Origin of the sequence: Shewanella sp. SP2S2-4 (assembly GCF_031932025.1) — a bacterium.
Lineage (GTDB): Bacteria > Pseudomonadota > Gammaproteobacteria > Enterobacterales > Shewanellaceae > Shewanella > Shewanella baltica.
Map to the genome: position 1 here is coordinate 1 of NZ_JAUOER010000004.1, position 15632 is coordinate 15632.

The 15632-nt window shown below is 39.8% G+C and carries 11 protein-coding genes; 2 read left to right on the top strand and 9 right to left on the bottom strand.

The features are described from left to right. Positions 1-178: 178 nt before the first annotated feature. The 7 genes from Q4Q54_RS04820 to Q4Q54_RS04850 all read right to left on the bottom strand — a co-directional run bounded on the left by Q4Q54_RS04820 (position 179) and on the right by Q4Q54_RS04850 (position 10948). Positions 179-1933, bottom strand: coding sequence for an AAA family ATPase (locus Q4Q54_RS04820; RefSeq protein ID WP_311987848.1), 1755 nt, complete (start codon positions 1931-1933; stop codon positions 179-181). 576 nt (positions 1934-2509) lie between these two features. After that, the gene (locus Q4Q54_RS04825; RefSeq protein ID WP_263203819.1) at positions 2510-2959 is read right to left on the bottom strand and encodes a hypothetical protein; all 450 of its coding nucleotides are present in this window, start codon (positions 2957-2959) and stop codon (positions 2510-2512) included. 156 nt (positions 2960-3115) lie between these two features. Next, on the bottom strand, positions 3116-3877 hold the full coding sequence (locus Q4Q54_RS04830; protein ID WP_263209159.1) for a DUF1883 domain-containing protein: 762 nt from the start codon (positions 3875-3877) through the stop codon (positions 3116-3118). A 236-nt stretch (positions 3878-4113) separates the two neighbouring features. Then, positions 4114-4938, bottom strand: a complete 825-nt coding sequence (locus Q4Q54_RS04835) for a hypothetical protein (RefSeq protein WP_311987849.1) — start codon at positions 4936-4938, stop codon at positions 4114-4116. 163 nt (positions 4939-5101) lie between these two features. Next, positions 5102-5491 carry an H-NS family nucleoid-associated regulatory protein gene (locus Q4Q54_RS04840; protein ID WP_263209163.1) on the bottom strand — a complete coding sequence of 130 codons (390 nt, stop codon included), beginning with the start codon at positions 5489-5491 and terminating at the stop codon, positions 5102-5104. A 580-nt stretch (positions 5492-6071) separates the two neighbouring features. Then, a complete protein-coding gene (locus tag Q4Q54_RS04845; protein ID WP_311987850.1) occupies positions 6072-10019 on the bottom strand; it encodes a hypothetical protein in 3948 nt (1315 codons plus the stop codon). A 671-nt stretch (positions 10020-10690) separates the two neighbouring features. Next, positions 10691-10948, bottom strand: coding sequence for a hypothetical protein (locus tag Q4Q54_RS04850; protein ID WP_168825142.1), 258 nt, complete (start codon positions 10946-10948; stop codon positions 10691-10693). Between the two features lie 463 nt (positions 10949-11411). Here Q4Q54_RS04850 and gloA point away from each other — a divergent pair, with 463 nt between their 5' ends. Further along, on the top strand, positions 11412-11822 hold the full coding sequence (gene gloA, locus Q4Q54_RS04855) for a lactoylglutathione lyase (RefSeq protein WP_006087315.1): 411 nt from the start codon (positions 11412-11414) through the stop codon (positions 11820-11822). A gap of 183 nt (positions 11823-12005) precedes the next feature. Here the strand turns inward: gloA and msrQ are convergent, their stop codons facing one another. Continuing rightward, positions 12006-12671 carry a protein-methionine-sulfoxide reductase heme-binding subunit MsrQ gene (msrQ, locus tag Q4Q54_RS04860; RefSeq protein ID WP_311987851.1) on the bottom strand — a complete coding sequence of 222 codons (666 nt, stop codon included), beginning with the start codon at positions 12669-12671 and terminating at the stop codon, positions 12006-12008. Positions 12672-12714: 43 nt separating this feature from the next. Continuing rightward, positions 12715-13749: a protein-methionine-sulfoxide reductase catalytic subunit MsrP gene (gene msrP / locus Q4Q54_RS04865; RefSeq protein ID WP_311987852.1), complete on the bottom strand. Its 1035-nt coding sequence runs from the start codon at positions 13747-13749 to the stop codon at positions 12715-12717. 264 nt (positions 13750-14013) lie between these two features. Between msrP and rmuC the strand changes: the two genes are divergently transcribed. Next, positions 14014-15573 (top strand): DNA recombination protein RmuC, encoded by a 1560-nt coding sequence (gene rmuC / locus Q4Q54_RS04870; RefSeq protein ID WP_311987853.1) that lies wholly within the window; start codon positions 14014-14016, stop codon positions 15571-15573. Positions 15574-15632 lie beyond the last annotated feature (59 nt).

Below are 15632 nucleotides of genomic sequence, written 5' to 3' on the forward strand. Positions count from 1 at the left end.
GAACGTGTCAGCTTCATTCCTCTGACACGCATATGGGACAAACCGTTGTCAATATCTCCACTAAATTAGCAAATCATTAACAAATAAAAGTATGGAAAAAGTCGGTTAGCTTAGTGTCCAGTCTGACCGGAGCAGATGAGGGGCTTTAAGCCCCTTTATATGATACAACGCGATATGCTTAAAAAGGCTCGACTACAGTCCTATCCAAATATTCTGGTGTGAACTCATGTTCGTAGTCAATATCACCTACTATTTGTTTCAAAAATAACACTATGCTTTTTGAATGGTCATTTATGTCAAGAGTCTTTGCAAACTCGTAAGCAGATAATGGCTTGCCTTTTTTACTATCATGCTTGTAATCGTGGCTATGCTCAAAATTTCTTATAGAGACGTATCTTTTGACTACAACCCCTTGTTCACATGCTCTAACTAATTCATCCCAAATATTTTGGTTCAAAGTCCAAGCACTATTGACCTTTGGAGATTTATCTTTTTTCAATGATACTTTGCCATCAATATACAAATAACGCTCATCTGAATCATGAATAACATGCTGAGTAATCTTGAAGTGACTCAGAACTTCTATGAAAAATGGAATATTGTTTTTAGTTCCGGTATTAAGAACAAAAATTTCTTTGTCAGGGTAGTGGTCTGATAGCATACCTCTCAAAACAATAGCTTCGGTGTCACCCTCGACCAATACGACTTCATCTGAAAAGAATGTTTCGCAAATGTGTGGGTTGAATCTATTAAGCATCAATATGCGATCTTTGGTTTCTTCATCTCGAGAGAAAATGTCATCACCAGCTTGATATATCTCAGTCTCACCGTTTGGCTTTTTCACAAACCTCGCTAGCGATGTGTGTTCTCGACTCATGTCGATTAGTTGAGGGTCGTGAGAAACGCAAATTATTTGATAGTCATCTTGTTCTGCTATTTGGTAAAGCGTATCCCTAAACTTGCGTTTGTTACTTGGGTGTAAATATAGTTCAGGTTCCTCGAACAGAATAATATGCTTTTCACCATCCTTAGTATCTTTAAACAAAGCCAAAAAATTGATAATAGCTTGTCTAATCAAACCATGACCATGTAAGTCAAATTTTCTATCATAACTTGTTGTATCTATCTCATCTACAAGTTCCTCAGCAATTTCTGCGACCTCCGCTAGCTTGGCTTCATCTGCCTTACGAGCATCACCGATGGTTACACTGAAATCTTTTTCAAAAGCCTTACTCAAATCCGCTTCTTTATGAGGTGTTGATTGAATGTTCAATTGAAGATCAGGGAAGGTTTTACAAAAATATTTATTTGCAGCTCCGCTAATATCTCCCAAGTATCCAGACGACTCTACTTTGTCTTGTAATGATTTGACTGCATTTAAAGCTTTTGAATATTCTTCGTGATGATCTTCCTTAAGTTGTTTCAGCAGCTTATTTTTTATCTCTTTCTCTAGCCAGTCCGTAAGAGTTTTCACATTAGGCATTGCTTCAATGTAAATAATATTCGGTGTGGCATTCGTTAAGATCTGCTCCAAACCACCAAATCCATTGTCTACATAATCACGATCTGCAATGCTAAAAGTCTGCTTTTTAGCGGCTTTATCCACCTCTGACCAAGTCTTCTTAAATTTAACTAAGCCCTCGCCATCTACCCATTTATTCAATCCCTTATCAGCAAAGTTTTCATTATCACTATCTTCCTTAAGAAAGGTAGCTTCAATGACAATTTCATTTTTGGTTGTTTGATCGTAAAAGTCGGTAAGTTCTACTTTTTGATTTGGTGTAGCAAAGTATCGATAGGCATGAAGTACACTAGACTTCCCTATATTATTTTTACCAAATAAGAAAACAATATTGTTGTCTTTAAAGTAGATATTATTGTTATCCCCATTAATGGCACGGAAGTTACTAATTTTAAATGATACTAGCTTCATATTTTCTCGTTCATCCTTTGTTGAGTATAAATGTCGTCGTCATGCTAAGTGCGGTCAATAATTGGCAACCATTTTCCGTGCAGCAACTCCTAGAATTTTACGACTATAATTAAGTTATCTCTGTTATCTGAATCACAATGCCACCGAACGCATATCAATAGAGTACATCTTATATCGATTGTTTATACAAAAAACGAAATTAGGTAAGTTCCAAGGCATAGGACTTTCCACCGTATTACATCTCGGAGATCAAACAGCGAACCGAATGAGAAGAATGGATAACTTTTAGTATGGCAAAAGCGAATGAATGGGATGCGAATGAGTAAAAGCACTAACTGATTATGGGGCAATTGCGCGTTAGCCCAAGCCTGCGCAAAATTGCAGTATGTCATGCATGAACCAGACTAGGTGTAAATCTGATTCACAGATACAGTCTTACCTAGAGTGATTCACGGGCTCATTTTGGCATAAATGAGCGAGCACAACGAGCGATTCAGCATCACACCTTATATCACTAAACTAAATGTATGGTTAAAATGCACGCGTGCTGAAACCCTCTTGAGCAGTTTATTATATTTAATTTTCAAACGCTTCTTTTACTTTATCATTGGATGCGAGTGCATATCCAAGGACAATAATTGAGCTATTTAGTAGTTCTTCACTGCGTTCGGGGGCAAACCAGTTTCCGTTAAACTTGCCTCCATGAAAAAGGTTATTTCTTACTCGACGAACGTAGAGTAACAACAAGTCCGTGCCATTTTCCGGTGTAGGTGCTGCATCAGACCACGCAATGTTCCCTTGCTCAATCACTTGCTTCTTTGGTGGATTAGAAAGAATATATTGCTTAGCCTCATTGAGCTTTTTATCTTGTATAGCTTGAAACTTAGAATCAATATCATGAGCAAAGGTTGTCCAATTAGGATTTGCATTACCCTCACCAGTATGGAAAGAGGCTGCTTTTAAAGAATATTCAATTCTTGAAAAGAATTTAAAAAAATCAAACGATAACGTATCTAATTTGTCCACTGTAATTCCTATTTTTGGTAACACATAGGCGTCAAAGAAAGCGGCAGTTATTCAGTTGCGGTTTTGTGGAATACTTTTGCCCAGCAAAACCACAAAACTACGTCTGAATAACGGTCCAGAGCACGTAGTGCGCGATGATCCAGCGACTTGTTATGTTTATGATTTAATAAGCTCTGCAATTTCTATAGCAATCTCTTCAATGGTGTGAGTTGCCGTACTTCGAGCAACTTTATCTGCAATCGATGGGCTAAAATCTACTACTTGTTGTTTTGTTATGTTGTGCCAAATCGGTAATAAGACTTGCTCACCTGACACTGTTCTAGTAACAATTCCATCAAGCTCATAGTTGGTCCAGCCTTTCTTTATAAATGAAGGCGATAGAACAACAAGCCCTACTTTACTATTTGCTAGACCTTTATCTATTTTTTGCCTCAGACTATCCCCAATTCTAAGTGTCATTTCGTCATACCACACATTCAGCCCTTGAACTATGAGAGCATCTGCTAGAGGGCGAACAAAATCATCTTTATCTTCAGATGCGTGTGAAATAAAAACGTCATGAGTTTCTTCACCAGATTCTGTTGGCGGTGGAATATTGTCACGAACTAAGCTTGGAACTTCCGATAGAGGTCGATCTTGAATCGTAGGTAGTGCACCTGGAAGTATTTGTACAGATGCCTTAGTACTCCCTTTCAATCCTTGCATATCAATTGCAACATGCCAGTGACCAGAATTTGGGATTTGTAGTCTCAATGGCGATTTTTTTGCTAAGCCACCTATATAGCTGTGCCGTCTTCCATTTTTATAATTGCTGAAATCAGAACTATTCATTAAGCGAACGTTAGCGCCACTAGTCAAAGTAACCTCAACAATTTCACCTGCTTTCCTTTGACCTAAATCATTATGAATGAATTGCAATTTTGATTACTCCTAATAGGACATAACGTATGATTGGTACGCATGCGCGTTTACCTCATTAAACCAGTAAAAACGCGCATAATTAATTACTTGTAATAAAAGGAACTTATCAGCTTTTTATCAAATACACCATGCTGAAAAATACGCATACACATTTTCCAAACCTAGCAATCAGAGGAGATGGTCATTAGCTTTAGTGACGGAATTTTCTAGGGTTCCGGTGTAGAGCCCCTGATTTAAGCTGGGAGTTTAATCAGCCGATTTATATCATGGCACCAATAGGCTGATCTGCTCTCAGTGACAATTGCATAGTTCAGCATTGATATACCGTCAGCGGAAGTCATATCTACCGGAAATTTTTCTGGCAGCAAGACGGTACTTGGGTTGATAGGTACAAAATGAAAGGGCGGTTCATCTGGAAGTGCTATTTCCAAATCAGATAAGCGGTGAACCATCCAGCGTATGTTCTTTAGCCCCAAGCTGACACATTCATAATCACACCACACTTTATGGCTATTAACTTCATGATCTTCTAGGGTAGGCCCCGATAGTCGGCCTCCTTTCTTCTCTAAATGTTCTCGAATATATTGAGGTATATCTGCCTCTCGCTGATCAGTTTTTGCAATCCACTCTGAGATAATTTCCGGAGGGAATTGAGGTTCTGGGATACCATAAATCTTGTGAACTTCTCTGCTGCTACGGAGATAATTTGGACGAACTTTCCAAGAGGCTAGAAAATTTGAAATCGCAATACAGTCATCTTTTGATAAATGATCAACTCCAGAAGCTACACTCTCACGAACTGCATAAAACTTTGTCTCTATCGCGGTAAATATTTCTTCCATTCTGGTGTTCCATGCGCGGAGAGAAATTGCGTAATCGTCGTTCCTTTCGTATTTTATCAATTCAACATGTGCAAAGGGTTTAACTACTCTGTATATCTTGTTTTCTTTAGTTGAAAAATGCCTCATCAAGCCATTTGGCAAAAAATGTTGCCTGAAGGTTATCTCAAATGGATTGCCTTTAATTATTCCAAAATCATGAGCTTTTGTCTTTCCCATTATATATCTCTAGAATTGAACTGAACCTGCGATATACTACACTTAGTGTCATTACTAAAATTAGGTCAACTTAGAAAAAACTTAACGGTTCAATCAGTTACGTTAAAAATCGTTTTGGGGCAGAACAGACTTTCATCAGTCTGTTCTGTTATAGACGAGGAATTTAGATTAAAAAGTCTTCGATTGAACGGCCATTTTCAATCTGTTGTTTGAAAACAGTTGGCATTCTACCTTGCCCTGTCCAAGTGACAGTTTCGCCCTCAACTACGATTGAATATTTAGCTGGACGTGGTGCTCTTGTGCTTTTTACTTTAGCAGTAACACCGCCAAGATCATCAAGTGATAAACCAGCTGACTCAATCATCTTCTGAAGTTCTGCAATTTTAGCGATACGCTCAGCATTTGCTTCAGCTTCAGCATTCGCTTCTTCTTCTCTTTCAACAACGATCTTGCCTAACTTTTCGTACACATCTTTTAGTTCAGCAACAGATAACTCTTTAACAGAAGCTTTTAAACGACGAGCATGAGTTAAGATCTCTAAAAATTCAGACATTGTATTTTCCTAATAAGTTTGTATCGCAACAATATAGCTGATTTTCAATTTGTAATGAATACACAAAGAGATTCAAATTAATAGAAGTAAAGTGTAATTTCCGCGAGTTATAGCGCTTAATCGACGTATTTTGCGCATTATCGTGACAAACTTGTCTCAAACTCATCTTATGCAGATAATATGCATAAATAGTCACATATCTATCAGTCTTTATTGTTTCACTCTTAATCAGCAGAGAAAATGCGATAGCATGACTGAATAGTAAGTAACTCGTTTTGGGACAAAATCACTTAGAGTATTGATTCTAGTTAACCTGTCTTGGATTAGAAAAAGTACCTTTATCATGCAAAGTACAAAACCTCCCCCCCGAAGCCCGCTTCATTTCAACACCTTATGATAAGCAAGGTTAAACGGAAAAATGTACTGCATTTTAGCAGCTTTGTTTCCTAATAGTGAAATCCAATGTTTTTCGGGTTTAAATCAAAATAACATTCTGATTACAGATAAACGACTGACTATGAAACAAAGGTTTTAAGCGACATACTGGCGCTCAGGAAGCACTCTGTAGTTATTTGTGCTTTTAGGAAACAAAGCCCTTTATAGCGACTCCAATAGATACAATAATTACTCCTACGATGATTTTCCCTAAAAAACTTTCGTGCCATTTACTAGCTTTAATCGGATCAGGGATATTTTCAGTTTTATTGCTGTCTTGAGTAATTTTTATATCCTTATTGTTGTCGCCTATAACAGAATTAGATACTGGTCCGTTGAAGTTATTACTCACATTATTCTCGATTTTAGTCAAAAGTACGGTTGATTCTACACCAAGGTTTAATTCCTGAGAATACTTATTAAAAGCGGTTTCTGTCATAGCTTCTTTATCTGCATCCTCTATCACTCGCTGTAAAGCTAAATGCTCTATCCATGACCTTCTGTAAGGGACATCATTCCACATCTTAGCAATATCCATCAAAGCTTTATAAGTTTCTTCACCTGGGATTTCTTTCAATGAATTAAATAGGTCATTTCTAGCATCTTGAGCATCGTCTCTTGATGTCGGTGAATAACACTCCCCGTTTGTCCTATCTATATCATCTTCTTCCCGTATGTATAGATGCATCAATTTATATAACTCCATAGTTGAAGTAACTGTATGATGTGACTTCCTGCCACTCAACTCGTCATAACTACGCTTATTAGATAGCTCAGAAAGTACGGATATAGCTAAGTTAGTAGCATCTTCATTAGTTTGTTTTTTTAGCTCCGCACTTAATAGTGGTACACCTTTTACTGCATCCGAACTAACTAATATAGCCCACCACATGCCTTTAAGGTTGTCGAAATTATTATTAATTTTGTACTCAGACAAGCTAGCAAGCTGTTCATTGGATATATATTTTGATGCAGTCAATATGCGTAAAACATTTTTGTTAACTTGATAACTTGGGTTGTTTAAATCAGATATAAGGTCAAACAAAGGCCGAGATAATGTTTCAAACAAGTAATGACCATTTACTAGCATTTGCCCTAAAACGTAACGACCTGAATCAGGCTCTCCACTATTAGTTAGCAACCACTGAGTTTCTTGCATTAATATTGATGAAACTAACAAAGGGTGAGCTATAAATAACTTCTCAAACCAGCTTGGTAACGCGTTCATTTCACAAAGAGCTAACTTCACAGCTTGCTTTACTTCTATTTCAGATAAAGACGCCTCCCAATTATCAATAGTCTCATTTTCAATACCGACACCACTTAACGCGAAGATAAAACCATAAGTAGCAGAGCTTAAATCATTTCCCTCTGACTTTAATAACGGTGCATTATAAGAGCGCCAATAAGAAATTGAAGCGTTTTTATACGCTAAAGCAACCTCGCCTCCAAAATCAGGAGTCAACAACTCCCAATTTAAGCAACACCAGTGATTGTTATCTTTAGATTTGTTCCTTATACAGTTAAATAAATAACTTTGAAAACCATTTATCTGCCCCGTCACAGCATGCCTTATATCTAAGATAATTTCAGGCTTAGCTTTTATTGAGAAAACACTTTCAATAAAGTTATTCTTTCTTAACTCTTCTTTTTCTTCACGCTGCTTTGAAAATTTTTCCTGTTGAGCTTCGTGTTCTTTATGCCACTCTTCTTTTACAGGGTTTAAGAACCCCTTTAAAAGAGCAACACCACCATCAAACTCATAGGATGCACTATTAAGTTTTTCAAGATCTTCTGAAGCTAGACCATTTTCTTTTGCTAACGCCCACGCCAACGAAAAGGCGATACACTTGTCATCTCTAATCGACTTAGACATAACCCATTTTATTGCCTGCTGAAAGTCATCGTAGTTAAACCCCCAAAACTCCTGATAAACACGAACTTGAAACCACATATCAACGGACTTAGGGTTTGGGGATTGTTTATTCTCCTCTTCTACCCTGCTCCTTTTTTTAGCTACATCGTGCCAAAAAAGTTGATAGTTAAGTTCCTTCCAGTTTTTAACAGCTTCGGGAATCTTTTCCTCGTGTTGACTATAGCTGCCGCACTTATGGTAGACCTGAGCTCTTGATATGAGTTCAAGTACATTAGTTGATAAATGTGATATTTCTTTTAATTTAATGACCCTAAGTAAAGCTACCTCTACACAGCCAAATAACCATTCATATCGCTCAGATACTAAACACATATAGTGCTCGGCATATGGCTTAGTATCAATCATGCCAAACAATGAGTCTATTACAGTTAAAATAGAGTCAAAGTTTAATCGTTCGATATAGTTTTCAACTGATGACTGTATAGCTCGATAGCTGTATTGATTGGGCTTGACGATACAAGGTAATATTCCTAACAATTCCTTTGTTTCTAATTGATTCCCGTATTCATCAAGTATCAAACAAGCTAGAGATTCATTATTAGTATCTAAAAAAGCGGCAAGTAATTCACTTGCATTAGCCTTAATCACATCTGGCATCGCCACTTTCTTTAATAGCCTTACAGCTAAAGTTTTAGATAACACATCCATTTCAACTGCTTTTGATATTTCACATGCTACATCCTCACACTCTTTGGCTTCAACACATAAAGCCATTTGCAACAATATTTGCCTTAATTGTTTATTGCTTGAGTATCGTTCCAATAGACTATGAAATATGCTCCCCATATCAGGGTGACTGAACCTAGCAATAGCATTAGCGTCAAATGAAATAAATGAATCATCTGTTGCGCCAATCATCTCACAGAACTTTTCAAGTAAAGTTTGACGCTGTTCTATTGGTAACTTAGAAGGGTCCCCCCCTTCTATAAATACTTCCGGCGATATATTTGCCACTACTTCAGCAAAGCTATCGTTCATAAGAGCATACCACGACAATATGGGCTTTAATGTCTGTATAGGAACTTCTATACCGTAAGTAGTACTATAAAATAAAGAACGAAGCTTATTGTCGCTACCTTTACTCGCATACTTTATTGACACCCATTGAGCAGTTAAATACTCCCTTAAGAGTCTATTTGCAAAGCTGACAGTGCCATATGCAGAAGGCTCAAATACAGCTCGATTAAGCAATGTAGTGATTTCATCATTAGTCCAATCAGGAAGGACTTGATGAATATTGAGAACATCATGATAAACCTTTGCGTCAGGAACAGAAATTTTAGACTTTTTACCAAAAGTTAATGCCGCCGCAATTTCTTGTACACCTTTAAGGACTTTTGATAAAGATAAATCACACTTATCACGACCGACCTCTATTAACTCTAGCTTAATAGTTAGCAGGTTTTGCAATAACTCGGAGCGAGAACCAATTCTTTGATTTTTTTTCCAAAACTCAACTACCGATAGCAAATCTAATGGTTTTCTAGTAAAAAACTCAGCTTCTTTGCCTTTTACCTCCTCCATAAAGATATCAATATTTTCAATACCTTTCTCTAGAGAAAAGATACGAATTTGTTCATAACTTAAGTCGGAAAAAGAATATACCTTAAAAGAGGAGTTAGACTTATCATCATGATTTTTAAGTGATAACAAGTTTTCAACAAATTCAAGATCAGTTTTTGGCCGCCAAGCTGAACCTCTGGATGTTATGAATATTTTTGCTCTACTTATTCCTTTGTTTATCTTTTTGCTAAAGCAGCGAAGTGCTTTTTGGAAGTCTTTTTCATTTGCAATTTTTGCCTCATCAACTGAGTCTAAAAAAAAGTAACCATATTCTTGACCTGACAACCAAGTATCAAAAAGAGATATATCTCCAAACTCAAAAGCACCTTCAAAGTTATCCTTTATGTCTTCAATTTTTATGAAAAATGAACACTTTTTCTCTGCTGAGAGTTTCTTAGCTTGCTCTCTTATTTCAACAGTTTTACCTGAACCAGCCTCAGCCAAAATAATTATTCGGTCTTTATTTAATAAGTCATCCCAAGAATCTCCATTTTTTGTTCCAAGAGAATAAAAATCCGAAAGATCTTTCTCATCACTTAAAGATGTTGGTATTTCATTAAACAGCCGGTTAAGTTCAATATAAGAGTTAGACATACAAGTAAAGTCAAAGTTGTTAGTACAGAAAACTTACCACATTTTAGACAGTTAGCACATATGGCTTCTTAAAAACGCAATATATTATTTATCTTGGCGGTATGCTAATAAGTCATTCACGTCTGCTGACGGACAAGAAAAAAGATAGAACAGACATAACTTTTAGGTTGAACGTGGCCCTTTTGCATTAGCTTTTCTATAGTCAGGCCTTAACTCCCCTTGTTTATCTTTTGAACAGCGAAAATCATTTTGGGGCATCGTCGAAATAACTTCAGCCTATCCATCGCCAAGCGAGAGTTCAGCCATAAATTGAAGTTCAAATCAGTCTACGGAATCGGTGTCGATTCACATCCTTTCAGCAGGGTGATGGTTTTCACGCAGTGAAGCCATCGCCTTGCTAAGCCTTCAGGGAAGAAATCTTATAGAGTGCTCGTTCTAATTTGCTACTCTTTTTGTAAAGAATAACGGGCTTAAGTTTTTAAACATTTTGCTCGTTACAGCGCTTTGTTTACAAAACTTACATTTTTCGTAAAGGATGATTGTGACTGAGATGGAATTTAACCCCTTATATAAGCCACCTCACTCACTCACCCACCAAAGAGAATGCATTTTTAGTAAATATAAAAAGAATTTAAAGAAAAAATTTATCCTGAAGAGTAAACCCAAGCCAGTTAGCCTTGGCTTTTCTTCTCGAGCAAACTGACTAGCTCTTCATATTTTGGCCCTTGCCCAAATTGCGGCAAGGCCACTGCAAACACCACGATTCCAAAGGCCATATAAATGGCGAATTCATTGACCCACAAGCCAGATATCGTCAGCCCAGTACCCAGCACGACTAATGTAATCACAGCTAATCGCACTTTCTGCGCCATCTGTACTTTTCGCTTAGCCGATGCAATTAATGCTATTTCAGTTTCGCTAAACAACATTTTCCAATCCTTGTTAAGTTTTACGTGCATTAAATCACAGACAAACAAAAAGCCGCAATAGCGGCTTTTTTGCTTAACTTGGAGCTGGGTTAACTCAAACTAATATTAGTCGTTAAAACATTGAAACAAAGAACGCGCTGAAAAATAAAGCAATTACAACTGTAGTGCCTAAGGCCATTTTAACTTCGGTGTTCATCATTCACTCTCCTAGTTGGTATGGATGTATTATCGTCAACCTCGCGGTAAAATCCCACGTTTGTCTCTGTGTTTTGTGAGCGACAGCCAATTTATCGGCAATTTTCTTATCACAATCCGCAAATTCGCCCGTCGACAGCCAGCGTTTTCCTATCCTAACCAATCGAATTGATCAAGTGTGATAAAAACACCATGGATGAGATTTGTGGTCATGCGCAGAGACATTTTTGATATACTCCCCACCGTAATCTATTTAGAGAGAGGACCTATGTCGCAACTATTACACACTATGATCCGCGTCGGTAACTTAGAACGCAGTATTGCTTTTTATACTGAAGTGCTCGGCATGAAACTACTTCGTACCTCTGAAAATCCAGAATACAAATATTCTTTAGCTTTCGTGGGTTACGGTGAAGAGTCCACTGGCCAAGCCGTGGTTGAACTGACCTATAACTGGGGCACTGACAAATACGATTTAGGCACTGGCTTTGGCCACTTAGCGATTGGTGATGAAGATATCTACGCCCGTTGCGCTGCTATTGCCGCTGCAGGAGGCAAAGTAACACGTGCCCCTGGTCCAGTCGCAGGTGGCACCACAGAGATTGCCTTTGTTGAAGATCCAGACGGTTATAAAATTGAGTTCATTCAAATGAAGTCAGCGACTCAAGGTTTAGGTTAAGTCTTGTCACCTGAGCAAGAAGATTAACTGAGCTAGATTAACTGAGCAGAACTGTTCTGCTAAATGATAAATGCCGAATCTGGATTCGGCATTTTTGTTTTTATACTTTCATTTTGCGTTAGGCACAAAGAAACATAAAACAAGCCAGCAATTCAGCACTCGCGCCATACGTTTAAGCTGATTTTATCGACTTATCGACGCTTTCTCTTGTCCACTAGTCGCCTTTTTCACGGTTTTACTCATCCCTTTACGGCTGAGGATGCGCTTAAGCCAAGGCGTACGCCACAGCAGCAACACACTAAAACCTACAATATACAGACTCGGTTCGATGATTTCTGATTTTACCGACCAGTAAAAATGGATTGGCGCTAATATCGCGACTAAATACACCCCATTATGCAAGGTCTGCCAACGACGTCCCATCTTACGCATCAAGGCTTTAAACGAAGTGATCGCCAAAGCGGTGACGATAAGATAAGCCACAGCGCCGACTAAAATATACGGCCGTTTTACCACCTCGCTAAACAGTAATTCCCAAGCAAATAACAGATCTAAACTAAAAAACGCCAAGATATGCAAGGTGGCATAGGCAAACACATATAAGCCCACTAAACGGCGAGTCTGCATCAACAGCCCTTGCTTAGTCAGCTTGGCAATGGGTGAAATCAGCAAGGTCGCCGCTAAAGCATTTAACGCACCTATGCCTGTGTAGTGGATAATGTGCTGCACAGGATCGCCGCCCGCACGGTCTAACACGACAGTGAGCACTAGGTAGACGATGGGCACTAAACCCAGCAAATGAAATAACGCTTTTAGCCAAAACAAGTGCTTAGCGGTTAATCTCAACATAGGTCATCCCCGCTAAATGGCATATTTTCAAACAAACCAAACATCAATAGTTTTTCCTCAGATCCATGCCGTCATACAGTGAAGCCACAAACTCGCCGTAACCGTTGAACGGCTGGGTATCGATGCGGGTTGCTGAGAATAATCCACCTTCGCCGATACGACGTTCACTGGCCTGTGACCAGCGTGGATGATCCACCGCCGGATTCACGTTGGCATAGAATCCATATTCATGCGGAGCAAGTTGATTCCAACTTGTTGGCGGCTGTTTATCCATCACGCGAATTCGCACTATTGATTTAATGCTCTTAAAGCCATATTTCCACGGCACCACTAAGCGAATGGGCGCGCCGTTCTGCGGTGGCAGGGTTTTACCGTACAAACCGACCGACATTAAGGTTAAATCGTTCATGGCTTCGGCTATCGTCAGGCCTTCAACATAGGGATAATGAATACCACCGCCCATTAATCGGCTCTTCTGCCCCGGCATTTGCTCGGGATCAAAAGCGGTTTCGAAGGCGACATACTTGCCCTTGCTAGTTACACCCACTTTTTTCAATAATGCCGCCAGCGGGAACCCCACCCAAGGGATCACCATCGACCAAGCTTCAACGCAGCGCAGACGATAATTACGCTCCTCAAGCGGGAACATTTTAGTGAGATCATTAAAATCTAAAGTCATGGGCCGTTCGACTTCACCTTCGATACGCAGTTGCCAAGGATCGACTTTAAAACCTTGGGCATTATTGAAGGGATCTTGCTTGTCCGTACCAAACTCGTAAAAGTTATTGTGCTGCGTCACCTTATCCAGCGGAGTTAACACATCAGCATCACCGTATTGCTTATTGGTTTGAAAGGTCAGTGGCGTGGTGATAAATGAGGACTTAGGCTGATCGCCAAATAGATCGAACAATCCGGCCTGCACGTAACCTGGCACACTGGCGCCGATAGCACCAAGCCCCATAGCTTTCACAATCTGCCGGCGCGAGCGAAACACCGCTTCGGGCGTCACTTGGTTATCTTGCATGTGCCACTGCGCTTTTTTAAGAATACCTGGGGTAAAACGGGAATGTTTAGCCAATTGACACCTCTACCATCTAATGATTAACGCCACCGAGTCGCGATAAAAGCTTATCTGGCGCTCGTCTGTATCGCTCACTTCTATGCTCACTTTAATATAGACAGGTAAAATCCAGAAAAACTTTCCACCCGTGAATAAATTCACCTTAAACGTATAAGACTTGCTCATTCAAGCATTAAGCGCAGATATAGTTGATTAAAGGGCTTGAAGCCTATTGGGCGGCATGCGAACCTAAGCGCCAAAGCTAAAGGAGTGCTATTGATCATGCCATTTTCTCAATCTTTTTCCGTCGCCGAAATCATCGGCCTTCTCGCCATCGCCTTCTTAGGCCTATTGATCGGTGCTCTGCTCAACCAAAGACTCACCCGCCAACGTTGGCAACAACATAAAGATCAACTTGAGCAAGAGATGCGTCAAGTGAATGAAGATGCTGAATTATCCTTAGCACAACAGCAAATTTTGGTTGATGACAAAGAGGCGCAACTGCGCCAATACCAGCAGCGCCTTGAGCTCAAAATTGAACAATTAGGTAAAGCCGAGGCCTTAGCCGAACGTGTCCCCACCTTAGAGCAACAATTGAATGACAGCCAGCGCCGTCAGTTAGAAATTCAATTGGCGCTGTCGAAATCCAATGCCATGCAGCAAACCATTCAAGCCAAGGCCGATGCCCAGCAAGAATCACTGCAGGATAAAATCGCTAGCTTAGAATCGGCCGAAGTGCGCTTACAAACCCAATTTGAAAACCTCGCCAATCGAATCTTTGAAGAACGTAGCGAAAACTTTAAGCATCAAAATGCCAGCCAACTCGAAGGCGTGCTTGGGCCATTGAAACAACAGCTTGAAGGATTCAGACAGCAAATTCGTGAATCCTACACCCACGAACAGTCCGAGCGCAGCGCCCTTAAACATCAACTTGAGCACCTGCGAGATCTCAATCTGAAGATGAGCCAAGATGCAATCAACCTGACCAAAGCGCTCAAGGGTGATAACAAGCAGCAAGGTAACTGGGGTGAAGTGATCCTCGATCGCGTGCTGCAGGAAAGCGGTCTACGTGAAGGCCATGAATACCATACCCAGCAAGATCTCAAGGACGACAACGGTAAGCGCTTTAAGCCGGATGTGATTGTGCATCTGCCAGAAAATAAAGACGTGGTCATCGATGCTAAAATGTCCTTAGTCAGTTATGAGCGTTACTTCAACAGTGAAGATCCTGCCCTGCGCCAACAGGCGATTAATGAGCATGTGATCTCAATTCGCAGCCACATTAAGGGCTTGAGTCAAAAGGATTATCAACATCTGCACGGGCTCAAGAGCCTCGATTATGTGTTGATGTTTATTCCTATTGAACCCGCATTTTTACTGGCGTTAGAGCATGATCCTAGCCTAGTGAATTTCGCTCTTGAGCAGAATATCATGTTGGTGAGCCCGACGAATTTACTGGTGGCCCTGCGCACCATTAACAATATTTGGCGCTACGAATATCAAAACCAACATGCGCAAACCATTGCAAAACAAGCGGGTCGAATTTACGACAAGTTATGTGGTTATATTGAAGACATGGAAAAACTGGGTCGTGCCTTAGATAACGCCGAAAAAACCTATCACAGCGCCATGAACAAGCTGTCATCGGGCAAAGGTAACTTAGTGCGTCAAGCCCACTTAATGCAGCAACTCGGGGTCGATACCAGTAAACAGCTGGATAAAATGCTGCTAGAAAAAGCACTCAATGAAGCCCAAGACGACAACGACACACAGGATGATGACGCTGAGCTGACGCTGCCGCCAACGCGCGATCCTAAGGACTCAGAACTCGAACCCGCATAATGCCAAAATTGATGAACTGAGTTGATAAATTGAGTTAATACACTGATTTGATAAATAAA

Coding starts and splice junctions, on each gene's coding strand:
- Q4Q54_RS04820 (WP_311987848.1), bottom strand. CDS start 1,933: ATGAAGCTAGTATCATTTAAAATTAGTAACTTCCGTGCCATTAATGGG.
- Q4Q54_RS04835 (WP_311987849.1), bottom strand. CDS start 4,938: ATGGGAAAGACAAAAGCTCATGATTTTGGAATAATTAAAGGCAATCCA.
- Q4Q54_RS04840 (WP_263209163.1), bottom strand. CDS start 5,491: ATGTCTGAATTTTTAGAGATCTTAACTCATGCTCGTCGTTTAAAAGCT.
- Q4Q54_RS04845 (WP_311987850.1), bottom strand. CDS start 10,019: ATGTCTAACTCTTATATTGAACTTAACCGGCTGTTTAATGAAATACCA.
- Q4Q54_RS04850 (WP_168825142.1), bottom strand. CDS start 10,948: ATGTTGTTTAGCGAAACTGAAATAGCATTAATTGCATCGGCTAAGCGA.
- gloA (WP_006087315.1), top strand. CDS start 11,412: ATGTCGCAACTATTACACACTATGATCCGCGTCGGTAACTTAGAACGC.
- msrQ (WP_311987851.1), bottom strand. CDS start 12,671: ATGTTGAGATTAACCGCTAAGCACTTGTTTTGGCTAAAAGCGTTATTT.
- rmuC (WP_311987853.1), top strand. CDS start 14,014: ATGCCATTTTCTCAATCTTTTTCCGTCGCCGAAATCATCGGCCTTCTC.